Source organism: Peribacillus sp. N1 (assembly GCF_054600815.1).
Genome location: NZ_BAAHZO010000001.1, coordinates 1,117,877 through 1,142,209, shown reverse-complemented (window position 1 = coordinate 1,142,209; position 24,333 = coordinate 1,117,877). Strand labels below are relative to the sequence as shown.

The 24,333-nt window shown below is 39.0% G+C and carries 24 protein-coding genes; 16 read left to right on the top strand and 8 right to left on the bottom strand.

From position 1 onward, the window contains the following. Positions 1–60: 60 nt before the first annotated feature. Entirely contained in the window at positions 61–1,680 is a 1,620-nt protein-coding gene (locus tag ACYP5M_RS05395; RefSeq protein WP_095394509.1) for an ABC-F family ATP-binding cassette domain-containing protein, read from the bottom strand. A gap of 343 nt (positions 1,681–2,023) precedes the next feature. Here ACYP5M_RS05395 and ACYP5M_RS05390 point away from each other — a divergent pair, with 343 nt between their 5' ends. Then, a complete protein-coding gene (locus tag ACYP5M_RS05390; protein ID WP_101225130.1) occupies positions 2,024–2,425 on the top strand; it encodes an RDD family protein in 402 nt (133 codons plus the stop codon). Positions 2,426–2,608: 183 nt separating this feature from the next. On the opposite strand, the gene ACYP5M_RS05385 is transcribed toward ACYP5M_RS05390, so the two are convergent. Beyond that, positions 2,609–2,848, bottom strand: coding sequence for a hypothetical protein (locus ACYP5M_RS05385; protein ID WP_101225129.1), 240 nt, complete (start codon positions 2,846–2,848; stop codon positions 2,609–2,611). Positions 2,849–3,168: 320 nt separating this feature from the next. Here ACYP5M_RS05385 and ACYP5M_RS05380 point away from each other — a divergent pair, with 320 nt between their 5' ends. Then, a complete protein-coding gene (locus ACYP5M_RS05380; RefSeq protein WP_434167105.1) occupies positions 3,169–5,427 on the top strand; it encodes a HelD family protein in 2,259 nt (752 codons plus the stop codon). Positions 5,428–5,467: 40 nt separating this feature from the next. Here the strand turns inward: ACYP5M_RS05380 and ACYP5M_RS05375 are convergent, their stop codons facing one another. Next, entirely contained in the window at positions 5,468–5,989 is a 522-nt protein-coding gene (locus ACYP5M_RS05375; RefSeq protein ID WP_434167104.1) for a GNAT family N-acetyltransferase, read from the bottom strand. Positions 5,990–6,130: 141 nt separating this feature from the next. On the opposite strand from ACYP5M_RS05375, the gene ACYP5M_RS05370 reads away from it, so the two are divergent. Further along, positions 6,131–6,322 carry a hypothetical protein gene (locus ACYP5M_RS05370; RefSeq protein WP_034307314.1) on the top strand — a complete coding sequence of 64 codons (192 nt, stop codon included), beginning with the start codon at positions 6,131–6,133 and terminating at the stop codon, positions 6,320–6,322. A gap of 77 nt (positions 6,323–6,399) precedes the next feature. Beyond that, positions 6,400–6,816, top strand: a complete 417-nt coding sequence (locus ACYP5M_RS05365; RefSeq protein ID WP_452445152.1) for a hypothetical protein — start codon at positions 6,400–6,402, stop codon at positions 6,814–6,816. A 358-nt stretch (positions 6,817–7,174) separates the two neighbouring features. Here ACYP5M_RS05365 and ACYP5M_RS05360 read toward each other — a convergent pair whose 3' ends face one another. Beyond that, positions 7,175–8,365, bottom strand: a complete 1,191-nt coding sequence (locus ACYP5M_RS05360) for an alanyl-tRNA editing protein (RefSeq protein WP_459734755.1) — start codon at positions 8,363–8,365, stop codon at positions 7,175–7,177. A 346-nt stretch (positions 8,366–8,711) separates the two neighbouring features. Between ACYP5M_RS05360 and ACYP5M_RS05355 the strand changes: the two genes are divergently transcribed. The 3 genes from ACYP5M_RS05355 to ACYP5M_RS05345 all read left to right on the top strand — a co-directional run bounded on the left by ACYP5M_RS05355 (position 8,712) and on the right by ACYP5M_RS05345 (position 10,361). After that, the gene (locus ACYP5M_RS05355; RefSeq protein ID WP_101225123.1) at positions 8,712–9,071 is read left to right on the top strand and encodes a diguanylate cyclase; all 360 of its coding nucleotides are present in this window, start codon (positions 8,712–8,714) and stop codon (positions 9,069–9,071) included. Between the two features lie 20 nt (positions 9,072–9,091). After that, complete coding sequence (locus tag ACYP5M_RS05350) at positions 9,092–9,367, top strand: hypothetical protein (RefSeq protein WP_459734903.1); 276 nt, start codon at positions 9,092–9,094, stop codon at positions 9,365–9,367. Positions 9,368–9,488: 121 nt separating this feature from the next. Further along, complete coding sequence (locus ACYP5M_RS05345; protein ID WP_452445147.1) at positions 9,489–10,361, top strand: CvfB family protein; 873 nt, start codon at positions 9,489–9,491, stop codon at positions 10,359–10,361. Between the two features lie 45 nt (positions 10,362–10,406). On the opposite strand, the gene cotJC is transcribed toward ACYP5M_RS05345, so the two are convergent. Genes cotJC through ACYP5M_RS05330 form a run of 3 tightly spaced genes read right to left on the bottom strand, consistent with a single transcriptional unit; the run spans position 10,407 to position 11,489 of the window. Next, entirely contained in the window at positions 10,407–10,976 is a 570-nt protein-coding gene (cotJC, locus tag ACYP5M_RS05340) for a spore coat protein CotJC (protein ID WP_101225121.1), read from the bottom strand. A gap of 12 nt (positions 10,977–10,988) precedes the next feature. After that, entirely contained in the window at positions 10,989–11,255 is a 267-nt protein-coding gene (locus ACYP5M_RS05335) for a spore coat protein CotJB (protein WP_063234474.1), read from the bottom strand. Further along, complete coding sequence (locus ACYP5M_RS05330; protein ID WP_063234475.1) at positions 11,256–11,489, bottom strand: spore coat associated protein CotJA; 234 nt, start codon at positions 11,487–11,489, stop codon at positions 11,256–11,258. It lies immediately after the preceding gene. 257 nt (positions 11,490–11,746) lie between these two features. Between ACYP5M_RS05330 and ACYP5M_RS05325 the strand changes: the two genes are divergently transcribed. From ACYP5M_RS05325 to ACYP5M_RS05310, 4 genes are all read left to right on the top strand, one after another. Further along, a complete protein-coding gene (locus ACYP5M_RS05325; RefSeq protein WP_459734754.1) occupies positions 11,747–12,562 on the top strand; it encodes a 3D domain-containing protein in 816 nt (271 codons plus the stop codon). Between the two features lie 156 nt (positions 12,563–12,718). Beyond that, positions 12,719–14,845, top strand: coding sequence for a DNA helicase RecQ (recQ, locus tag ACYP5M_RS05320; RefSeq protein WP_459734902.1), 2,127 nt, complete (start codon positions 12,719–12,721; stop codon positions 14,843–14,845). 126 nt (positions 14,846–14,971) lie between these two features. Beyond that, positions 14,972–15,178, top strand: a complete 207-nt coding sequence (locus ACYP5M_RS05315; RefSeq protein ID WP_061463486.1) for a cold-inducible protein YdjO-related protein — start codon at positions 14,972–14,974, stop codon at positions 15,176–15,178. Positions 15,179–16,020: 842 nt separating this feature from the next. Next, positions 16,021–16,215 carry a cold-shock protein gene (locus tag ACYP5M_RS05310; protein WP_034307294.1) on the top strand — a complete coding sequence of 65 codons (195 nt, stop codon included), beginning with the start codon at positions 16,021–16,023 and terminating at the stop codon, positions 16,213–16,215. 85 nt (positions 16,216–16,300) lie between these two features. Here ACYP5M_RS05310 and ACYP5M_RS05305 read toward each other — a convergent pair whose 3' ends face one another. Beyond that, a complete protein-coding gene (locus ACYP5M_RS05305; protein ID WP_397315077.1) occupies positions 16,301–17,173 on the bottom strand; it encodes a YitT family protein in 873 nt (290 codons plus the stop codon). A gap of 416 nt (positions 17,174–17,589) precedes the next feature. On the opposite strand from ACYP5M_RS05305, the gene ACYP5M_RS05300 reads away from it, so the two are divergent. From ACYP5M_RS05300 to ACYP5M_RS05280, 5 genes are all read left to right on the top strand, one after another. Beyond that, positions 17,590–19,722, top strand: coding sequence for a PAS domain S-box protein (locus tag ACYP5M_RS05300; protein ID WP_434167099.1), 2,133 nt, complete (start codon positions 17,590–17,592; stop codon positions 19,720–19,722). Positions 19,723–19,790: 68 nt separating this feature from the next. Beyond that, positions 19,791–20,987 (top strand): MFS transporter, encoded by a 1,197-nt coding sequence (locus tag ACYP5M_RS05295; protein ID WP_434167098.1) that lies wholly within the window; start codon positions 19,791–19,793, stop codon positions 20,985–20,987. Between the two features lie 391 nt (positions 20,988–21,378). Further along, positions 21,379–22,170: an SGNH/GDSL hydrolase family protein gene (locus ACYP5M_RS05290; protein ID WP_434167097.1), complete on the top strand. Its 792-nt coding sequence runs from the start codon at positions 21,379–21,381 to the stop codon at positions 22,168–22,170. Continuing rightward, positions 22,167–23,081, top strand: a complete 915-nt coding sequence (locus ACYP5M_RS05285) for an ABC transporter ATP-binding protein (protein WP_230175807.1) — start codon at positions 22,167–22,169, stop codon at positions 23,079–23,081. Before ACYP5M_RS05290 ends, ACYP5M_RS05285 begins: the two co-directional genes overlap by 4 nt. After that, positions 23,074–24,054, top strand: coding sequence for an ABC transporter permease (locus ACYP5M_RS05280; RefSeq protein WP_459734753.1), 981 nt, complete (start codon positions 23,074–23,076; stop codon positions 24,052–24,054). The genes ACYP5M_RS05285 and ACYP5M_RS05280 overlap by 8 nt, the downstream gene beginning before the upstream one ends. The last annotated feature ends 279 nt before the right edge of the window (positions 24,055–24,333 follow it).

Here is a 24,333-nt window from a genome sequence, read left to right as displayed (position 1 = left end):
GGCAGCAAGAATCGGGAACGAAAAAAGCACATCCAATAAGGATGTGCTTTCATAAAGGTATTATTTGTACATTTCAGCCACTTGTTTTTGCAATTCGCCATTTTCAAGGTACTCATCATAACTCATTTGCTTATCGACTGTACCTTTTGGAGTAAGTTCAATGATTCGGTTCGCTATAGTTTGGATGAACTGATGATCATGTGAAGAGAAGATCATAGATCCTTTAAAGCTGATTAAACCGTTGTTTAATGCCGTAATCGACTCTAAGTCCAGATGGTTAGTAGGTTCATCAAGCATCAGGACGTTCGAACCGCTTAACATCATTTTGGAAAGCATACAGCGGACTTTTTCGCCCCCTGAAAGTACACTTGCCTTTTTCGTGACTTCATCGCCAGAGAATAACATTCTGCCCAAGAAACCGCGCAGGAAGCTTTCGCTCTGGTCATTAGGAGAATATTGACGGAGCCAATCGACAAGATTTAAATCGACACCTTCAAAGAATTCAGCATTATCCTTAGGGAAGTATGCCTGAGAGGTCGTAACGCCCCATTTGAATGAGCCGCTATCCGGTTCAATTTCACCTGCCAAGATTTTGAACATTGTTGTTTTAGCAATCTCATCTTTACCGACAAATGCAATTTTGTCGCCTTTATTCATCGTGAAGCTGACATTATCCAATATTTTTACGCCATCGATCGTTTTCGAGATTCCATCTACACGAAGCAGGTCGTTCCCGATTTCACGTTCAGGAGTAAAGCCGACATATGGATAGCGGCGTGAAGAAGGCTCGATGTCATCCAAGCTGATTTTGTCCAATAATTTCTTACGGGATGTCGCTTGGCTCGATTTGGATGCATTGGCACTGAAACGCGCGATGAAATTTTGAAGCTCTTTGATTTTTTCTTCTTTTTTCTTATTGGCATCTTGAGTCAGTTTAAGGGCAAGCTGGCTTGATTCATACCAGAAGTCATAGTTACCGATATAAACTTTGATTTTACCGAAATCAAGATCCGCGATATGTGTACAAACTTTGTTAAGGAAGTAACGGTCATGGGAAACTACGATAACAGTGTTTTCAAAGTTGATTAGGAATTCTTCCAGCCATTTGATCGCTTTTAAGTCCAAGTGGTTGGTAGGCTCATCCAATAAAAGAACATCCGGTTTACCGAATAATGCCTGGGCAAGCAATACTTTAACTTTGTCGCCACCGTTTAATTCAGCCATTTTCTTTGTATGCAGGTCTTCCGTGATGCCAAGGCCTTTTAAGAGGATTGAAGCTTCAGGTTCAGCTTCCCAGCCGTTTAATTCGGCAAATTCTCCTTCAAGTTCGGCCGCTTTCATTCCGTCCTCGTCGGTGAAGTTTTCCTTCATATAGATGGCATCTTTTTCTTGCATGACTTCATATAATCTTTCATGTCCCATAATGACAACTTTAAGGACTTCTTCCTCTTCATAAGCGAAGTGATCTTGCTTTAGAACGGCAAGGCGTTCGCCAGGACCCATATGGACATCACCGGATTGCGCTTCAATTTCACCTGAAAGGATTTTTAAGAAAGTGGATTTACCCGCACCATTCGCGCCAATCAGGCCATAGCAGTTACCAGGAGTGAATTTTATATTAACATCTTCAAACAGTTTACGATCGCCATAACGTAAACCAACATTATTTACTGTAATCATTTATTTACATTCCTCCAAAATACTTTTGTTTCAACGTGTCCAACACTTTGTTTCATTAGTTTTACGCTGATTCATACAAACAGCAGTTTACGATCTTGTATGTTTTAAACTGTGCATCATTTAAATTGTATCTTATTTCTTAGGAAAATTAAAGGCAGATTAGCAAAAACAAACGTTTATAAGCAAAAATTACACAGAGATTTAATTTTGCTTATAAATTGTCACCAATTATGTAAGTTTTATTTTTTTGTTAAAAAATTCGGCGGGTACAAAGACTCATTACGCACCATCCTTATTATTGGTAATATAGGTAACTGTAACTAACACAACTGGAGGATTTTAAATGAGCGATTCAGTAGGTTTTTGGAAACGTCTTTTTGCAGGATTTTTGGATGGCATAATAGTGTCTTTTCCATTAGCGATTATTTTCGGGTTGATTACCGGTGATTGGGAAAATGAAAACTTTTCAACGTTTTTCAACTTTCTTTACATGCTGATTGTCCCGATATTATGGTATGGCTATACAGTGGGTAAAAGGATTATGGGAATACGCATAGTACGGGTGGACGGAAGGAAATTAGGCATAGGCACAATGCTATTGAGGTATTTAGTTGCTGCTTTGGTTTATGCCATTACATTTGGGATAGGGTTTATTGTCAGTGCGTTCATGGTTGGCATAAGGAAAGATCATAGAGCGATACATGATTTCATAGCAGGTACGTACGTGACATCTATTAAACCATGATTAATTGTAAAGCAGTTTAATAGCTGCTTTTTTTTATGAAAATCTACAATTCCGAATAAGAAATGATTTTTCGGTGGGGAAATTACAAATTAAGATATAAATATTACATTGGAAACCACGTTAGAATATCTATTCCATTAATACAGTGGCAGTTAGGAACCAAAAAGCACTTAACCTCTATGGTCAAGTGCTTTTGTTATTCAGAACCTCTTTATTTTGATTAATGATGATTTTATTTCTTAAGATCATTTCCTTATTATTAAGTCCAACATTGAGTTCTTTGGTATTATTCACTTTTTCCAGCAATGATACTACAGATATTTCCAATAATTCAGAAACAGGCATATTTGTTTTGGATGATAAAATTTCAAGTTCATGGATTAATTTAGGGGATAGCATTGGTTGTTTTTCATTTATTTCCATGACAGTACCCACTTTCTTAAGAAAATTATGTAATTGTAATTTAAGTATATAATGTGAGTTTCCGATAAAACATTAAATTAGCATTATTTATGTTAAGAATTGATGACAACAGCAGCAGTTCATAAGTCAACGTATTATTTCTAAATCAACGAATATATAGTGTATTCTTCGAATTATATGAAATATAAGGGAAGGGGTAAATTTCAACTATATAATTCTATGTCTCCAGATTTGTCAACCATTGGCTTTTCTGATAGTATAAATGTCCATTTCGTATTAGCATCGGCATTTTAAGTTTGATAAATACACAAGGAAGGGGAATGATTTTATTGGGAAATCACCCTGATTTTGAAAAGGAACGACAGCGGCTGGATTTTACGAAACGTTATATCGATGTAGTCATCAAAACATCAGAAACAAGCAAAGATCAATTTCAGAGGAATATGCAAGAAGCTTTTGGCGATGCCGATTGGTCTGAATCAGCCTTATATTCACAGCTGCTGACGACGGCCAACTTTTTTGAGATGTCCAAAACCGAACTTGAAAGTTTACGCAAAGCAAGTAAAAAACCCTACTTTGCAAGAGTGGATTTTGAAAGGAATGACGGTGATAGAGGCGAAGTCCTTTATTTCGGAAAAGCATCGCTTTATCAGAGGGAAAGCCAGGAACAGATTATTGTCGATTGGCGTTCACCGATTGCAAACCTGTATTATGAGGGGCGGATTGGTGAAATAGAATATGAAGCGGAAGGGGAGACATTCAGCGGGAACATTACTTTAAAAAGACAGCTAATGATAGAAGAAGGTATCCTGGAGGAGATAAGGGACATTGATTTGACAACAACCGATGAATTGTTGCAGGAATCCCTTTCCAAAAGTTCCAGCAATCGATTGACAGATATCATTACCACGATCCAGGAAGAACAAAATAAAATCATTCGGGCAGATTTGAATAAACCTATCATTGTTCAGGGCGCAGCGGGCAGTGGTAAAACCACAATTGCTTTACATAGGATCTCCTATTTCATTTATCACTATAAAGACTTGTTCGATCCGCGTCAATTGATGATTCTTGCTCCGAGCCGGGTTTTCATTGATTACATATCTGAAGCTTTACCTGAATTGGGAGTCGAAAAGGTAAAACAATTTACATTTTCGGAATATGTTCAGACAGCGATAGGAAAGCAAGTGAAGCTTATCGCGGATGATAAATTAACTCGATTGCTGGAAAATGATGATGAAGAAATTAATTCAGCCGTCTGGATATCAGGTCTGAAGGGTTCCCCTGCCTTTAAATATATATTGGACGAATATGTAAAGGATATTTTCAGGGGCTTTCATCCAGATGCTGATTTTTATTGTGATAAATATCGCCTCTATTCCGCTAAGAAGTTCATTAGATTATTGGAAGAGGATTATTGGTATTTACCGTTATACAGCAGGCTGGACAAACTGAAGGCCATACTACAAAATGAAGTGAAATTGAAAAAGAAAACAATCCTTGAACGTGTAGTTGATTTTTATGATGCCAAAATTGAGAAAGCTCTTAATAAGAATATCGATCCAGTCATTCGCAAGGACTTTGTTACAAAATGCCTCGATAAGAAAGAGGAAAGGATGGGGCAGGTCCAAAAGGCGATCCGTACTTCGGTAAAAGGGTATTTTAAGCAATTCAAAAGTAAAGATCTCCTGGATTACTATCAGGAATTATACCAAGATCCCGAGCGTCTCGCCTCGTACAGTAACGGTAAACTTACTGTTGAAGATGCCAGTGTTTTATGTGAGTATAATCATAAATTATTCTCTGCTAAAAGTTATGAGATGGAGGACTTAGGAGCATTATTATATCTTCATGAGCGGCTTTTTGGTGTCGATAAAGAAAACAAAGCAAAAAATGTCGTCATTGATGAGGCACAGGATTATAGCTTCATGCAGTTACAGGCATTAAAGACGGCAGTGGATACCGATATGTTCACACTAGTAGGAGATCTTGCGCAAGGCATCCATTCATATCGCGGACTTCAAACGTGGGACGAGGTTCACAGTCGTATTTTCCCTCGGGCGACTTATACTGAATTACAAAAAAGCTACAGAACAACTGTTGAAATAATGAAAAGAGCTAATGGAATACTTCAGATGTTAACATACGATTTCCCGGAAGTTGAACCTGTAGTTCGTCATGGCAAGGAACCAGAATTCATTTCCATTGAAAAGGAAGGTTGGGAAGAAGAGCTGATCGATCTTATCGCAAGCCTTAAAGGAGAAGGTTTTAAAACGTTTGCCGTTATTGCCAAAACGATGAAAGATTGCAAACTGGCAAACGAGAAACTAAGTGGATTTCATCAAGGCTTTCATTTAATAGATGAAGCGGGAAATATCCCAAAAGATAAAACGTTGATTGTTCCATCCTATCAAGCCAAAGGTCTCGAATTCGATGTCGTATTTGCAATATCCCTCGAAGAAATGTATTGCCATGGAAATGAACTTGATATCAAATTGCTGTACGTAACAATGACAAGGCCATTGCACCGGCTTTATTTTTTAGGTAATGAGAAAAAAGCCTTCCTTATCGAGACATGAGAGGGGGAGGGTGGAGAGTAACCACCCTCCTCGGGAATGCTTACAAATGCAAAAGGATATCATGAATATCTTCCCACCCGAAACCGACTTCGATAAGCTCGATGCCTGCCATTTTAACGGTTTTTTCAGCTATCACTTGACCGCCAAGTGCTCTGTAAAAACCGCATGAAGGATTATCCTTTAATGCCCATATTATTAAATTCTGATGTTCCATTTTCATAAGCTCATGTATGACCGCTTTTATCATTTTTCGGCCGAGTCCCTGTCGTTGATATTCTTGTAAAAAATAAATGGCATATACTTCACCTTGAATATGCGGATCATTCGTTTGTTCAGGGCCGCCAGCAGCGAAACCGATGATTTCCCCATTGGCGTTTTCCGCTACAAAGGTGGCATTATGCAGCATCTTTAAATTTCTAATCCAGTTTTTCTTTTTGGCTTCCAGATTCATGGAAGACAAATATTGATCCGGGAGGATTCCTTTATAAGTCGTTTTCCAGCTGTTTATATGTACATTTGCTATTCCACGTACATCTTGTTCCATGGCTTTCCTTATCTTCATAAAAACACCTTCTGAATATCGTATTTTCCCCTAGAATATCATGGAAAAAGCGAATAAGCATTTTATTTATGTTTATAAATGCATGAGAAAGGATATGAAATAAAAGAGTGATTCAACCAGACGAAGGGAAGGATGAGAAAGATGAAATTGAAAGTTGGCTTTTATTTTCCGGGCGGCAAAGAACTAGAGCATGAGGTAGAAGGCGATGACTCAACTCAAATGATTTCAAACATTCAAAAGCACCGTTATTATAATCTAGTTAAAGGCGATTGCCATTATGTAGTAGATACGGAAAAAGCAGCTTATTTTTCTGTAACGGAAATATTGGATTGAGATAAACCGCATTGGACTTTTGTTCCATTGCGGTTTATTCTTTTTGTTGTAAGGAAACAGGAAAAGGAGTATCGACAATGAAAATCAATTTTACCAAGAAACAGTATGAAACATTATTCAAAATGGTTCAGTACGGATATTGGGTTGCTTCCGATATTGAAGATAATAAAGAAGAATTTAGTGAGATGGAACAGTATATTAATTCCTTTGCCAAAGATTTCGGCGTGGAAGGAGTACAGTTTGTGAAGGAATATGAAATTTATGATTTGACTCGGGAATTGGAGGATCAACTTCAAACAGTCATAAATGAGTATGAAGAAGGAGTGTTCAGGGATAAGCTTGCCTATCATTTGGCTAGAAAAGAGTTTGCCGAGGAGTCGGAAAACCATGAATATAATCAGGAGGAAGCGTTTATCCGTATCATGGAGCTCGAGGAAAAATACCATCTACATATTGAAGAACGCGGGTTAGGGAAATTGAAAATGGAAGAATAAAAAGAGAGAGGACTTTATTTGTCCTCTCTTCAGACTGTAGACAAATTGGATATTTATTATGATTGCCTACATTTTTTTGAAGGAGTGTCAGAATATGAACGTTGATTTCCACTCCAGGCACTCGCTTTCCGCGGGCGGTCCGGGAGCCTCCTCGGCGCTCTTGGCGCCTGTGGGGTCTCCCTTGGACGCGCTTTTCCTGCAGGAGTCTCGTACCTTCCGTTCTAATCAACTTTGTTTAATAATTCAGATGGAAGCCCTTTTGTCTACAAGAGAGAGGAATTAATTTGTCCTCTCTATTCTCAATCGGAGAAGTCATGATTTCCGTGTTCACCACGTATGCCATCATTACGGAACGGTTTTATACACCAGGATTATGGCCTAAATTTTTAACTGTGTATTGGAAAAATGCGATTAAGTCATTTTGTGATGTAAAACCTGCTTGTGCAGTCTGTTCGTTCCCTCCGCCTTTCCCATTATACGAACTGAGTTCAGCTTTAAAATATTGTCCGCAATGAAAGGGGATGTCCCCACTGTGTGAAAGGATGACCTTTTGCTCCTTACGTGATGCTAATAATACGGTAACCTTTTCCTTTTTTACAATCGTACTTGCAAGGTAAAGCAGTTCTTTCATTGAGCTATCTTCGAAAATATGAGAGATGAATCCCCCTCCATTTTCTGCAAGCAGGGAGTCAGCAAGAAAATTTGCATTTTCAAGTTTTAAGTTTTCGTTTGCCGATAGCAGCTGCTTATAGTCATTTTCCAATTTTTCCACCCTATTCAGTATCTCTGTACGTCCGGTATTGAACATATTCGATAATGCTGAAAGAATTCCTAGGCTTTCGGAATAATCGTTCAATGCCCTGTTGCCGCACTTAAAATAGAGACGGGTATGTTCTTTCTGCTTCTCAGCTTTGAAAAATTTTATTAAGCCAATCTCACCAGTACGCCCTACATGGGTTCCGCCGCAAGGGTTATATTCAATCCCTTCTATCTCAACTATACGGATATTCTCTGAAACTTTAGGCATTTTGACGACAGGAAGTGTCTGTAATTGCTCGTTTGTCACGTAATAGATAAGTATTTCGCGATTCTCGATAATATATTGATTAACTAGCTTTTCAGCAGCAGCCGTATGTACTTCAGTCCATTGGAATCCTGTCATTATATCAATCGTTATATATTCCTTCCCAAGGTGAAAGCTGACTGTATTAGAGTCGAACAGTTCCCTGCAGACGGCAGAGAGTAAATGCTGGCCGCTATGCTGTTGCATATGATCAAAGCGGCGGGACCAATCAAGTTCACAGTGAACGATCTCTGAATCTGGCCGTCTCTCCACCTTATGAAGAATCTTTCCATCATTGTCTTTTATAACGTCAAGAACGGTGATTCCTTCTATTTTACCAGTATCTGCAGGCTGACCGCCCCCTTCGGGATAAAAAGCGGTTTCTTCAAGAGTGATATAGTAAAAGCCATTTTCTTCAATGGTCTCCCGAATTTTGGTATCCCATTGGGAAGTCTTGGTGGACGTGTAATACAATTTTTTTGTCATGTATGATTTCATTTTCCTTTCAGTTGATCCTTAAATTATATCACCGAAATACCAGAGTTTGAAATCGCGGGTTTAGAAGATTAGTTAAGTAAATAAGTAAACTTTATGACAAATCCTAAATAAATTGTGCAAGATGGTAATTATCTATGTTGATTTTATAGAAAGATTTATTGGAGGATAAGGGGTGGATGGTCATAATGAATGCCGACCCCTTCAAAGCGTCAAATCAATATTCTGAAATGCAGCCGGATTGCCTTATTCTTGATATTCAGTTGCCTGCAAAGGATGGTTTTCAAATTTTCAGGAGATTCATCTTAATAACGAAAAATATGTCATACCGAAGATCATGAACAGTATTCAGAACGATAAACATAAACGGATAAAAGCATTCAGGATGGGTGCGGATGATTTTATTGGTAAGCCGATTGATATCGATGAGTTTATTGTAAAGATAGTAAGGCATATACAGCGGAAGAAAATCTTTGATCAATCGGTCCTTATTGATGAGTTGACACAGGTATATAATAGAAGATTTCTTGAAGATACACTGAAGCGGTCAGGGCGTCATTTTACGATAAGCATCATTGATCTTGAACACTTTAAAAGGGTGAATGATCAATACGGACACTCGGTGGGGGATCTTGTACTGGTTGAGTTTGCACAATTCATTAAAAGCAATATCAGCAGTTCGGACTTAATCAGCTAAAAAGCTCACCTCCTGATGCCATTGTACTGGATATCCTTCTTGAAGAGGGAGAGCTGGACGGCTGGACGAACTTGAGGGAATTAAAAGGTTCCGCTGATTTGAATGAGATTCCCGTTTTTGTATCGACCGCACTTGACGAAAGGGAGAAGGGAATTTCATTGGGAGCAAAGGATTATTTAGTTAAACCGTATAAACCGAGCCAATTATCCAAAGTGATCATGCATACTTTATTAAGTAACGGTAAACAAGGGCATATTCTGGTTCCGCAGGCATTCCATGAAGAAAGCAAGTGTTAAAAAATAAAAAACCGTAATAGGTATACAGAACAACAAAAAAATGATAAATTCAAATATGTTGGAAATATAAATAATTGGGTACAATTGTAGGTAAAGGTAAGTTACAGGAGGATTTTTATACATGCAAAAAATTCAGGCCGGCATGGCTGTAGAGTTAGAAGTGGAACGTAAGGCTGATTTCGGATGGTTTTTAACAGATGGTTCAGAAGATGTCTTACTTCATCATAATGAAATGAATGAAGGAACGGAACTTGAGATTGGCGATGAAGTAACTGTGTTCATCTACCATGACAAACAAGCAAGGCTAACAGCGACAATGAAGATACCCGAAATCCAGATTGATCAGTATGGCTGGGCGGAAGTTGTCAATGTGAAAAGGAAACTGGGTGTTTTTGTTGACATCGGTCTTTCCAAAGATATTCTTGTATCACTGGACGACCTTCCGAATATAGATCGATTATGGCCCGAGGTTGGTGATCGTCTATATGTATCCCTGAAGACAGATCGTAATGACCGCCTGTTTGGTAAACTTGCAACGGAAGATGTAATTCAGGAGATTGCAGTGCCAGCTCCTTTAAAAGGAGTACGAAACACCAGTATTAAGGGAAATGTCTATCGTTTGCTTATGGTTGGGTCTTTCTTTATTTCACAAGAAGGATACCGCTGTTTCATTCACGAAAGTGAACGCAATGAAGAGCCCCGTCTTGGTGAATTAGTTGAAGGGCGCGTCATTGATAGTAAAGAAGATGGAACGCTTAACGTTTCTTTAATCCCCTTTAAACAAGATTTAATGGGGGGAGATGCTGATGTCATTTTCACTTATTTAATGAATCGCGGCGGTGCAATGCCTTATGGCGACAAAACGCCACCTGATGATATCAAGTTTCACTTCGGTTTAAGCAAGGGAGCGTTCAAGCGTGCTCTCGGTAAACTGATGAAAGAAGAAAAGATTTATCAGGAAGATGGTTGGACATATTCTTCAGACCGTAAATGAAAAAGGCAGCGGATTTTCTCCGCTGCTTTTTTTATGTGAATTTCATTAAAAAAACTTCTTTTTACCTTTTTCTTCTTTTAAAATCTCCACAGCTTCTCTGAACCTCATCGAATGGATAATTTCCCTCTCACGCAAAAACCTGAGTGAATCATTGATATCAGGATCATCCGAGATATCGATCAACCATTGGTAGGTTGCTCTGGCCTTCTCTTCAGCGGCGATGTCTTCATATAAATCTGCAATGGGGTCGCCTTTGGCTTGGATATATGTGGCAGTAAATGGATTTCCTGCTGCGTCATGATAAAAAAGGGCACTATCATGATTGGCATAATGGTCACCTAGACCAGCTGCAGCCATCTGCTGAGGGGTGGCGTCTTTTGTAAGCTTATAAATCATCGTGGCGATCATTTCGAGATGGGCAAATTCTTCCGTTCCGATATCCGTAAGCAGGCCAATCACTTTATCAGGAATTGTATATCGTTGATTTAAGTATCGGAGTGCTGCAGCCAACTCGCCATCAGCACCCCCGTATTGTTCTATTAAATATTTTGCCAATTGAGGATTACAGTCTCTTACTTTAACTGGATATTGCAGCTTCTTTTCATAAACCCACATAGATATCTCTCCTTATACCTGCCATGGCCAAGGGCCTTGGCCCCATTCCCATTTATTTTCACCGCCTGGACTGTTTCCAAAACCCAATAATGGACCATATTTAGGCTCAAAAACTGATTTCAATTGTTTGGAGTATTCATGAAATTGATTGAATTGCTGTAATGCTTGCTGATCGTTAGGATGTGTATCCAAATAAAGAGTCAACTCGACAAGTACGAAATCGGCAGCCTGTATTTGTTCAAGCAACTGATAATATTCATCATCCAGTTTCTTATTCATTTATGTCTCCCTTTCACGATATGGATTATCATAAAAATCATAAAAGAATTTCCAAAGTGTACCGTATTTCAAAGCTTCCTCCGGTGTGAACTGTTCCAAATTCGGCGGTTGGAAATTAATATACAAATTAGGAGGTGTCCTGTAGTACTTTCTCCCAATAGGCGGGCACGGATCGAATTTACTATGGAAAGGTTTATATGACTTAACTAAGGTAAAAGTCTTTTCGCGAGTCAAAAAAATACCTCCTTTGTAAAGATATAGCCTTTAAATTTTTATGCCTGGGTAATGCATAATATGACTTCCCTGGTCTGGAAAGGAAATTATCTGGAAAATGATGTTTTTTCAGAATATTATAAAATCTTGTTATGGTCCCGTTATCTTACTGTGATGTTTGTCATCTATTCTTTATCTGTTTGTTCTTTGTATAGAAAAAAACTATGTTAAGATTTAACTCGTAGCTTATAAAGCAGCTCACAAGGAGGTAACAACATATGAAAAAATCAATCTTATCGTTAGCGGCAGCCGCTGCAATATCCGGTGCATTTACAATTCCGGTACAAGCAGAGGATGTCAAAGTGAAAGATGGAGACACATTATGGGGGATATCTCAAACATATAAAGTATTAATAGAAGATATTAAGTCTTGGAACGATTTGTCTTCTGACGCTATTTATGCCGGAGAAACCATACATATTTCTCAAGAAAAGCATTATAAAGTAAAGTCAGGGGACACATTATCGGGAATTGCACACAAATATGATGTAGCGGTAAATGATATTAAATCTTGGAACGGTTTAAATTCAGATACAATCCATCCTGATCAAGAGCTGGTCATTAAACCAGCAGCTAACAAAGTCGAAGCTGCAAGTGTAGAGCCTGCACAGAAATCAGAGCAAGCTCCACAAGCAGAGCAAGCTGCACCAGCAGAACAATCCAAGCCAGCAGAACAAACGAAGCCGGATGAACAATCGGAACCAGCAGACACCAACAATGAATCCCAAGATCAAGCAGAAGCTGGAAAAGAGATTACTGTTAGTGCAACAGCCTATACGGCTGATTGTCAAGGCTGCAGCGGAACAACAGCCACAGGAGTGGACTTGAAAGCTAATCCTGATGCAAAGGTAATTGCCGTGGACCCTTCAGTCATTCCACTAGGATCAAAGGTTTATGTTGAAGGTTATGGCTACGCAACGGCAGCCGATACAGGCGGTGCCATCAAAGGGAATAGAGTGGACATATTTGTTCCAAACCAACAGGATGCCGTGAATTGGGGCGTTAAAAACGTTAAAGTGCAAATCCTGAATTAATTTAACCATGCAAAACATGTTTATATATTTAAAAAGCAGACACAGGCATAATGTGTCTGCTTTTTTTGTCCTTTAGGTTGTCGGGAAAAGCAGGTACAATGGAAGAAGTAGATCCTTATAAATCCTTAGAAGGTAAATAGGAGGAATAGTGAATTGATGGAAAAAGCACGTGAATATTTACAAGAATACTTTGGTTATGAGTCATTCCGAAAAGGTCAGGAACAGATTATCGAACAGGTATTGGGAGGAATAAACACGGCGGGAATCATGCCTACCGGCGGAGGTAAATCAATATGTTACCAAATTCCAGCCCTTCTGTTACCAGGTGTAACACTCGTTATATCCCCACTAATTTCCTTGATGAAGGATCAAGTAGATGCCCTCGAACAAACTGGGATTGATGCCACGTTTCTTAATAGCTCCATTTCTGGGTTGGAATCATCCAATAGAATGAACGATATTAAACACGGAAGATATAAGTTGGTTTATTTGGCGCCAGAACGATTGGAAAATCCTGCATTTCAACAGGATTTATTTAATGTGGATATTTCATTGGTAGCCATCGATGAGGCCCACTGTATATCTCAATGGGGTCATGACTTCAGACCAAGCTATTTAAAAATCAAAACCTTATTGAAAAACATGCCATCAGCTCCGACAGTACTGGCATTAACCGCAACAGCCACACCGCATGTGACGGAAGATATATGTCAGTCGCTCGGAATAACAGAGCAGCATACAATATCAACGGGATTTTCCAGAGATAACCTGTTCTTTTCCGTAGTGAAAGAAGAAAATCGCGGCCGGTTTTTAATGCGCTATTTAGAGAAAAACAAAAATGAATCGGGTATCATCTATGCAGCCACTAGGAAAGAAGTCGATTCCTTGTATGCGAAGCTTATAAAAGCGGGATTCAAAACAGGTCGATACCATGCTGGAATGAATGAAAAAGACCGTTCGGAACAGCAAGATCAATTCATTCGTGATGACATACCCTTGATGGTAGCGACATCTGCCTTTGGTATGGGTATCGATAAATCGAATGTTAGATACGTCATCCATTACCAGACTCCAAAGAACATGGAGAGTTATTACCAGGAAGCGGGCCGTGCAGGGAGGGATGGTTTGGATAGTGAATGTATCCTTTTATATTCCCCTCAAGATATGCAGATACAGCGTTTCTTAATTGATCAATCAAATCCCTCGCAGGAGTGGCAAGCCCAGGAATTGAAGAAATTGAACAGAATGAAGGATTATTGTTTTACCGAAGGGTGTTTGCAAGCCTTCATTCTGCGATACTTTGGAGAAGAAAACCCTGAAGATTGCGGTCATTGCGAAAATTGTACAGATAAACGTGACTCTGTTGAAGTAACTATACAGGCACAGATGGTCCTTTCATGCATGTTGAGAATGGGTGAGCGATTCGGTAAAACGATGATTTCCCAAGTTCTTACGGGATCACGCAATAAGAAAATTGAAGAGTTCGGATTCCAGAAGCTCTCAACCTATGGAATCATCAATGATCAATCAGCGAAGGATGTAGGTGATTTCATTGATTTCCTGACAGCAAAACAGTATATCGAAATGACGGGCGGACAGTTTCCGGTTCTTAAAGTTACCAATGCTGGCAGGGAAGTGCTTTTGGGACAGAAAAAAGTACTGCGTAAGGAAATAAAAAAAGTAAGCAGCATCAGTGCTGATCATGGGCTGTTTGAAGAGTTGAGGCAGTTAAGAAAAGAATTGGCAAGTACGGAAAATGTACCTCCATTCATTATTTTTTCCGATGCATCCCTGAAAGATATGGCCGTCAAACTGCCGAGGACGGAAGAGGAATTCCTGGAAGTGAAAGGGGTGGGGGTGCAGAAATTCGAACGCTTCGGAGCTGCGTTTTTACAAGTGATTTCCGAGTATGTACAGGCACATCCTGAATTAGAAACGAATACTATGGTTACAAAGGAAACGGTAAAGAGATCAACTAAACCATCTCACTTAGAAAGCTATCGCTTATATCAGGAAGGTAAATCAATCAAGGAAATAGGGACATTGAGAGAATTGTCTGCCATTTCAATTGAAAATCATTTATTAAAGTGTGCAGAAGAACACTTGGATATCAATTGGGATGAGATTTTCTTGGAGAAAGATTTTAATCTTGTTTTGGAAACTGCGAAACAATTGGATTCTGACAAATTGAAACCATTAAAAGAAGCCCTGCCTGAGCATATTTCCTACTTTATGATTAAGGCAATCTTGGTTAAAGCAGGACTGGAAAACGAAAGGTGTTAAGGTTTTTTGGATAATTTCTTCATTGAATAAATAAGAATATGGTTTAATGCGTATACTAGGAATGATAAAAAGGTGAAATTTCGCGCCTTTAATCAGATTCTTTATATAAAAAAGAGGAGGTTGCTCATGTATTTTGGTAAAAAGAATTCAGAGGAACCAGAAATCGTTATGGAAGATACGATAGTATATGCGTGCGGATCAGCAGATTGTAATGGTTGGATGAGAAAAGATTTTGCCTCGGAAAACTATGATTGCCCAATGTGTGGAAGTCAATTAGTTGAGGAAGTCAGGGAACTTCCTAAAATTGAAAATGAATATAATGCGTTTAAATAAAAGAGGTGAATCTTAGCCTCTTTATTTTTTATTTTAAAATGAAGTAGGGCGGAGTGGTTTTATTCTGGATTAATGCTTTACATATAAAAATATGTGTGGTATCATTAAATTTCAGTGTTATGAAAAGAAAGCACTGGAGGGTAATTTAAAGTAACATTTTTATTAATAAAATAATTTTTCATCATTTTCATGATGAAGTAGAATCAAGTTAAACATATCTAGAAAAAAGAAATACATGTAATCACCAAGTATTTTCCTCGATCCATTTCTGTTCTTCATTAACTTACTTCTATGTACCATTTGTCTTTTGGAATTTAATCTACCCAATTGGAATTACGGACGGTTTTAATTAATAAACATGTACTTACAAGCTTTTATCTGATTCTCGCAGGCACGGTCTAGGAACCGTATGGATGGGAGAGAGGCAGGGCTTTCATTGTTTTAGGTTTTGGCATTAAAAATTACTCTCATGCTCGATGTTCCATCGAACGAGCAGGAAGAACCATATGAAATGGATTCTTAAACAGCGCAGTCTCGATTATCTTGAAGGGTAAGTCAGGGACTGTGTTTCATTTTGGGGACTACTTTCTTTTTTAGAATCTTTCCTCAAATATATAAAGCATATATATGTTATAATGGATATGAGATATGAAAAATTCATGTCGTAATCTCAAGTTCTTACCATTCAAAAAGTTTGGTTGAAAGAACAATGATCATACTTAGATTTGCGAATGGGTATTTACTCACAATTTAGATTAAACGCCATCTATTCTTCTTTTATCTTTATGGCTTGTGATCTGTTATGCAGGACGGAGTCAATTCAATTCTAAGGAGTGAGATATATGTATAGAAGAAATAATACGGAAGAAATCATTCCTGAAGAAACAAAGGTGTGGGAATGTACATCAGAAGATTGCAAAGGTTGGATTCGCGATAACTTTACAAGTAATGATGAACACGTTTGTCCGTTATGTAGCAGCGAGATGAAACCCGGCACCAGAATGCTTCAAGCAATCAACAATCCAAGAAACTATTAAGGTCATAAAAAAAGCTGAAGGGGATTCTCCCTTCAGCTTTTTTTATCTTTTTGCCAATTGGATCAAGCAAAAAGCAGGTGAATGATTAGTGGATATCTTTTTTCTTGAATCGACCGCCTCGAACTTCCGCGATATCCCCAACGGCAAGAAATGCAGATGGATCGAAACTTTTGACTATCTCTTTAAGTTTAGCTTCCTCAAGCCTGTTTATTACACAAAAGATGACTTTTTTATCATCACCAGAATATGCACCTTCACCAGCTAAAAAGGTTACGCCCCGTCCAAGGCGATTCATTATGGCATCACCGATATCATTAAATTCATCACTGATAATCCAAACAAATTTGGATTCGTCCAAACCTGCGATGACGATATCCATCGTTTTATATGCCACGAAGTAAGCAATGATCGAATACATGGCACGATCCCACGAGAATACGAAGCCCGCACTGCCAAGGATGAATAAATTAAAAAACATGACGATCTCCCCAACGGAAAAAGGGAGCTTCTTGCTAGCGAGTATGGCAAGTATTTCTGTACCATCCAATGAGCCGCCATATCGAATGACCATTCCAACACCAATGCCAAGAATCATTCCGCCGAAAGCGGACGCTAGGAGGATATCTTGAGTGAAAGCTGGTACATGATGAAGCAATGTAGTGGTAATGGAAAGGACTAAAATTCCATAAAGGGTAGATAATGCGAAGGTTTTGCCGATTTGTTTATAACCGATAAAAAAGAAAGGAAGATTCAAAATGAATAGAAAGATTCCGAGCTTCCATCCAGTAATGTAAGATAACATAATCGATATACCCGTTATGCCCCCGTCGATTACGTTATTCGGCACTAAAAAAATCTCGAGGCCGACAGCCATCAAAACCGCACCGATTGTAATTAGTAGACCTCTTTGTAAAACTTGTCTCAGTGTTAATTTTTTATGCTGGGTCTTCTTATGCATAATTTCTGTTGTACTTGCACCTGCCAGGTCTGACATAATCATGCCACCCACTCCTTCTCTCTATATAGGTTCTATTTAATTATAAACCTATAGGTATAATTAAATAAAGAAATTAACATTCTTGATTAATATATTCTCGAATAATTATTTCTGTTATTGATAATGTCCTGCAATGATGAAACAGGGTTGAAAATGCTTGTCAATACCATGTAATCCTATTCTACTCCTTACAAAACAATAGTATTTCTAATTTTTATGATTTTATGATGGAATCCAGCATTTTCTTGAGATATAAGGAGCGCCGAAATAGTCAGTGTGTAAATATATAGGAGTAAGGAAATAAAAAACCTTTGAGGTACTATGGATTTCCATTACAATATAGGAGAATAGAACGTTTGAGGTGGTCAAGTAAAAAAATGGAACAATCAATAGTGGCATCAAATCCTGTCCTCTTTATGATTGCAGTACTTTTGATAATAATGGCGTGCTATACGGCGTTGGATTTACTGACAACATTACTGACGATAGAGAAATATAAACGCCTGGTGTATATTGGGAGCAGCTGCTCTATGGGAGTGGCTATTTGGACTCTTAATTTTGTGGTCATATTCACCCTTGATAATTCAGGAATGGCAGCATACAACATTGCTACAATAATTTTTTCGTTAGCATTGGCGATAGCTCTCGCAGGAGTTGGGTTATTGGCCATATCGTATAAGACACAAGTGTTGCAAATCGTTTTTTGCGGCTTCATGTTTACGATGGCCATTTTATCCAATTATATAATGGGAACATCTTCTTTAAACCATTCTTTGCACTTTAGTCCATTGTCGGTCTTCAGTACGCTTTTAAGTATCTTTAGTTTATTTGTAGCAGCACTTGCAATATTATTTTATTTTAATAAATTAAGTCAATCCTCGCTAAAGCCAATCAGTACTCTCTTGATGAGCGGGGCAATCATTGAAGGCTATTATCTTTTTTTAAGAGTGTTACCGATGAACACGAAAAATGAAACGGGTGAATTTGTTCCACTCACCCCATTTATGCTTTATCTTACATGCTTCGTTTCATTATTCATCCTTGCCAGCTTGATCGCTTCAAGTACGATAGTTGGCCGGCGGTTGGCAAAAAGCGACAATACTGTGAGCGATATCCGTTCTGCTTTAGATCAATCGGCGATAGTCGCCATCACGGATGCAAAAGGAATCATTACATATGTTAACGAAAAATTCCTGGAAATATCACAATATGAAAAACATGAACTAGTAGGGAAAAATCATTCCATCATCAATTCTGGTTATCATACAAAAGAATTTTTCGCTGACCTATGGCTAACGATCAGCCAAGGGAAAACATGGCATGGTGAAATATGCAACCGGGCTAAAGACGGTAATTTTTATTGGGTGGATACAACTATCGTTCCCTTTATGAAAAAAGGTAAGCCATATCAATATATTTCGATCCGTTCAGATATTTCCAGTCGTAAAAAAGCAGAAAATGCACTAAAGGGGTCAATCAAGGAACTGGAGGATATGCAATATGCAATCAACCAATCCTTGATTGTGGCGATTACCGATGATAAAGGAGTCATTATCGAAGTGAATGATAAGTTCTCCGAGGTTTCCGGTTATGGGAGAGATGAACTGCTAGGCCATACACATAAGATAGTTAATTCTGGATACCATTCAAAGGAATTCTTTGAACATATGTGGAAAACCGTCCATGAACGGAAAGTTTGGCATGGTGAAATTAGAAACAAGGCGAAAGACGGCAGTTTTTATTGGGTCGATACAACAATTGTTCCATTTTTCAGCGAAGAAGGAAAGCCATTTCAGTTTCTGGCACTTAGATATGATATAACTGAGCGTAAACAATCGGAAGAGATGCTCCATCGGCAGGATAAATTAGCCGCTGTCGGTCAGCTTGCTGCTGGAGTGGCACATGAAATACGAAATCCGCTGACCTCCATGAAAGGGTATACGGAATTTTTGCAATTAGATGAAACGGACGAAAATAAACTGGAATATCTGGAAATAATCATGGACGAAATCAATCGTGTGAATGAGATAGTTGAAGAGTTCTTGCAATTGGCCAAACCACAGGCCTTGATATTGGAATCGAAGAATCTTGTGCCGATCATTCAAAACGTCGTATCTTTGACGGATTTTGAAGCCAGGAAGAAGAACATCACGCTAATTTCGGATTTCAATGAAGAAGAGATCCTCGTTCGTTGTGATGAGAATCGATTAAAACAAGTCATTTTGAACTTCATTAAAAATGGTATGGAGGCTATGCCTGACGGTGGGGTCATAAAAGTCATGACTGAACTTAAAGAGGATAAAGTGCATATATCCATTACCGACACAGGAATTGGGATGCCGCCAGAGCAGCTTAAGAGACTGGGAGAACCATTCTTCACAACGAAAAAAACTGGTAATGGGTTAGGTCTCATGATCAGCTTTAAAATCATAGAAAGCCATTTGGGAAATGTCTTTGTCGAGAGTGAGGTCAATAAAGGTACAGTCTTTAATATCGTGCTCCCTATTTAATATCCATAATAGGAAGCAATGATTGAAATCAACAACTTTAAGAAGCTGTCTGCGTGGGGGAACTGGATTTGGATAAACAAAAGCATGTCAATATTATTAGCTTGAAGGTATTTTACTTATTTTCTTTTTTTGCAGTGGGAAGTTTAACACCGCTATTAAGCGTTTATTTGGCCAATGAGGCTGGTTTGTCCGGTATTGAAATAGGTACGATCATGTCTGTTGGACCGATAGTGATGATCGTTTTTCAACCTTTTTGGGGAATTGTCTGTGATTGGAGCGGGAGACCAGCAAAAATACTGGCAATTACATCGTTGCTTGCTGGTGTATTCGGTTTAGGCTACCTACTGTTCGAGCACTATTTACTTATCGTATCCGTCGCAATCGCTTTGGCTATCTTTCAAAGTGCGATAATACCGGTTTCAGATAGCATCACCCTTCAATATACAACAAAAATCAAATCGAATTATGGGAAAATCCGTTTATTCGGTTCACTTGGTTACGGTGTGGCCGTTTTTGTAATGGGAAGGCTATCTGAATCCTTCATGGGTCCTTCAGTGATATTTTATGCCTTTTTCTTCGGTCTTTTGATTGCGGCTAGTCTAGCTCTTCGTTTGCCTGAAGAGCCACCTGGTGAAAAGGTGAAGCTTTTCGGTGGAATGAAAGAATTGATCACCATGAAACGGTTTCTTATCTTTCTTGCCATAACGTTCCTGCTATTTGGTCCTAATCTCGCAAATAATGTATACTATGGTTTGTTTGTAGAGGCAAGGGGAGGGACATATACAGGAATTGGCATTGCTTTCCTTTTAGCTGTATTATCGGAAATCCCCTTTATGAGAATCGCAGGTACCTGGATTCATAAAATAGGCCTGCTGCCAATTACCTTATTGGCTGGAACGGCCTCATTGGTTCGCTGGGTTTTGTACTTCACCGAACCAAGCTTGGCTACCGTATATGTGACTTCGATCATTCAAGGGTTTTCACTTGGCTTATTCATTCCTGCAGCTTTACAATATATCAGGGAAGTTGTCCCTGCACGAATAACAGTAACTGCAATAACGCTTTATTCCGCCATTGGCAATGGATTGGGTAACTGGTTCAGTACCTTCAGCGGCGGGATAATATTGGAGAAATCTGGAATATATGCTGTCTATTTATTTTATGGTTTACTCACGCTGATCGGGATGCTGCTTACAATATGGCTCATGAGGTTAGATATAAAATTAAAAGTATTGGGAAAACCCATAGGTAAAATAGAAAAATGATGAAAAATATATCGAGGGACCTCTTAACCTTTCATGGTGAAGAGGTCTTTTTACTTGTCTCTCAACAAGTTTGAGAGAATGCCTGCTAAATGATCAAGCAGAAAACGCGAATGGGATTCATCCAATCCCTCAGACTGTATACAAACTTGATTAAAAGTTTTTTTTAGGATGTTTAACCGTTGATAGGAACCTAGGGCACTCGCTCCAATCAACTTTCTTATAAAATTTAGATAGAATCCCCTTTGTAACCCCTTTCAGCCTTTTTTTACTGGTAATTTTAAAAAGGAAAGGCTTTTATTAATTGGAATTTTTAACCAGAACAATCAGTTTTTTATTTTTGGAAATAATATGATTTAATGGAAGGTAGAGAATGAATGGAAGGATGAGTGTTTTGAGCAAACCAAAAGTGTTGGCTGCTACCATCGTATCAGCTCTTATCGGCCTGTTTTTTTTATTTTGCCTTGGATGGGCGATTACTGACCATTATGGAAAAGGAACTTCCGATAGAGAAGTAATGGAAGAAACTCCCATTAAAAATGATCTTCCTGATGATTTTACGGTAGTGGCATTAGGCGATTCATTGACACGCGGCACAGGTGATGAAACAGGGAAAGGCTACGTTGGACTTGTTGTTGAAGATTTGAAGAGCGAGTACAATAGAAAACCAATCATTCATAACCTCGGAATTAATGGACAAGTGTCTAAAGAATTGGTGCAGCAAGTGAAACAACCGGAAGTGAAGCGCCAAATCCAGGCAGCTGATGTTATTTTAGTTACAATCGGGGGTAACGATTTATTTCAAAAAGGCCAGACCCTGCTTGAATATGATCGTGAAGCTATATCTTTATCACAAAAGAATTTCTTGGGAAATTTAGATGAAATTTTTAAAGAATTCAATAAAGTCAATGATACAGCTACCATTTTATTGCTTGGGCTATATAATCCGTTTATAGATTTGGATGAAGACTTTGATACGAACCGCATTGTTCGTGACTGGAATAATGAAACGGCAGAAGTTGTGGCTCTTTATAAAAATGCAATTTTCGTTCCAACATTTGATTTATTTCAATTGTCGGTAAATGATTATTTGTATTCGGATAAATTTCACCCTAATAAGAAGGGGTACCGTTTAATTGCTGATAGAGTTGCTCCTTTAATAAAATGGGAGGGTGTGAAACGATGAAACAGGTGACATTGTCTGTCAGGGACTTGAGAAAAAGGATTGGCAAAAGGGAAATTATTAAAGGAATAGATTTTGAGCTGAATGAAGGTGAGGTTTTCGGCTTTTTAGGACCGAACGGAGCAGGCAAGACGACGACGATCCGCATGTTGGTCGGTTTGATTAAGCCATCCTCAGGTTCCATCCATATATGCGGATATGATGTCCGTCAGGAATTTACGAAGGCTATGAAGCAAATGGGCTGCATCGTTGAAAATCCAGAGTTGTATCCTTTTTTGAGCGGATGGGATAATTTGCTCCACTTTGCAAGAATGTTACCTGAAGTTGATGAAACAAGAATGATCGAGGTTGTTGAACTCGTCGGTCTGCAAGCGAGAATTCACGATAAAGTGAAGACTTATTCGTTAGGTATGAGGCAGCGCTTAGGAATCGCGCAGGCAATGCTGAACAGCCCTAAGCTCTTGATTTTGGATGAACCGACCAACGGTCTAGATCCTGCTGGAATCCGTGAAATGCGGCAATTCATCAGAAAGTTGGCTGAAGAAGAAGGTATGAGCGTTCTGGTTTCTTCACACTTATTAGGTGAAATACAGCAACTTTGTGACCGGGTTGCAATTATTAAAGGGGGGGAAATTATTAAAACGGATACGGTGGAAAGCTTATTATCCACGCAGGAGCGGATATTTTGGCGGGTGGAACCTATACAAAAGGGAGCGGAAATTCTTAGCAGCTTCACCGAAATTACCATAGATCAAAAATATATCATTACAGCCTATGATGAACTCAGAACACCCGAATGGAATGCTGCACTTAACCAAGCAGGGGTGAGGGTGCATGAAATGAATCGAAAGCTCCCGGGATTGGAAGAATTGTTTTTGCAAGTTACCGGTGTCGGAGGTGCAGGCATTGAATAACTTGATTCAAAATGAAATGATGAAGTTGTTGGCAAAGAAACGGTTAATCATAATCGGTATCATCGTGGGAATTTTAGTTCTGATGTTTACATATGCCCAATACAAACAAGTGGAAGAGCAGCGGAAGAAGTTGGGAACTGATGATTGGCGTTCAGCTCTTCAGCAGCAAATCATTGATACTCAAAATCGTTTGGGCTCGAATAGGATGCTCGATGAGTGGCGTGAACAGCTGCAAGTTAGTCTGAAGCAGCAGCAATATTATCTAGATCATGATATCAATCCCTCAGAACCAGGCGCAGCCACCTTTACACGCATGTTTTTGGAAAATGCAATCGATTTGTTCATTCCGCTGTTGATCATGATTGTGGCTAGTGATATGGTTTCCTCCGAAAGCAGTCAAGGGACAATCAAGCTTTTGCTGACTAGGCCAGTGGAGCGCTGGAAAATCTTATTGAGCAAATATGTAACATTATTATTATCAGTTTCGATTATCGTCGCGATGACAGCCATTTTATCTTACCTTTTATCAGGTATCGTTTTCGGATATCAAGGATGGGGGGCTCCTGTAATAACCGGATTCGAATTGAATGGGGCTGACGTGGATGTCAGTCAAGTAAGGTTAGTGGAACAATGGAAATTCCTATTGATGGATTTGGGACTTGTCTGGCTGGTGGCGGTTGTTGTAGGAACCCTTTCTTTCATGCTTTCGGTTTTAGTGAGAAGCACCCCTGCAGGCATGGGCATCATGCTGGCTGCATTAATTTCCGGGGCTATATTGAACAATATGGTTTCATCATGGGAATCAGCGAAATACTTTTTTATGGTGAATTTGAAATTGACCGCTTACATCAGCGGTACGGCTCCACCGATTGAAGGGATGACTTTATTATCCTCCGTCATTACTCTGCTCGTTTGGTGGGCGCTTGCTTTAATCGTATCTTTTACAGTATTTACCCGGCGGGATGTATACTGAGAAACAGCCTAACAAATTATAGGCTGTTTCAGTTTGTTGACATAGATGGTTCGGGAGTTTCGCACCCCGAACATGATTATAAAAGAAGACTCGGTTTAACTGGCTAGCCGAGACCCCCTATAGATGCTTGGCACACAGTCGGCGGAAAGGAGCGGATTTAAAGCGGGGATTGCAAAATAACAGCTCCATATTCCGAATAATGAAGTGAAGGTCGAAAAAATTCGTGGACGGTCGAATAAAGTGCAGGGAAGGACGAATAACTTGCGTGGACGGTCGAAT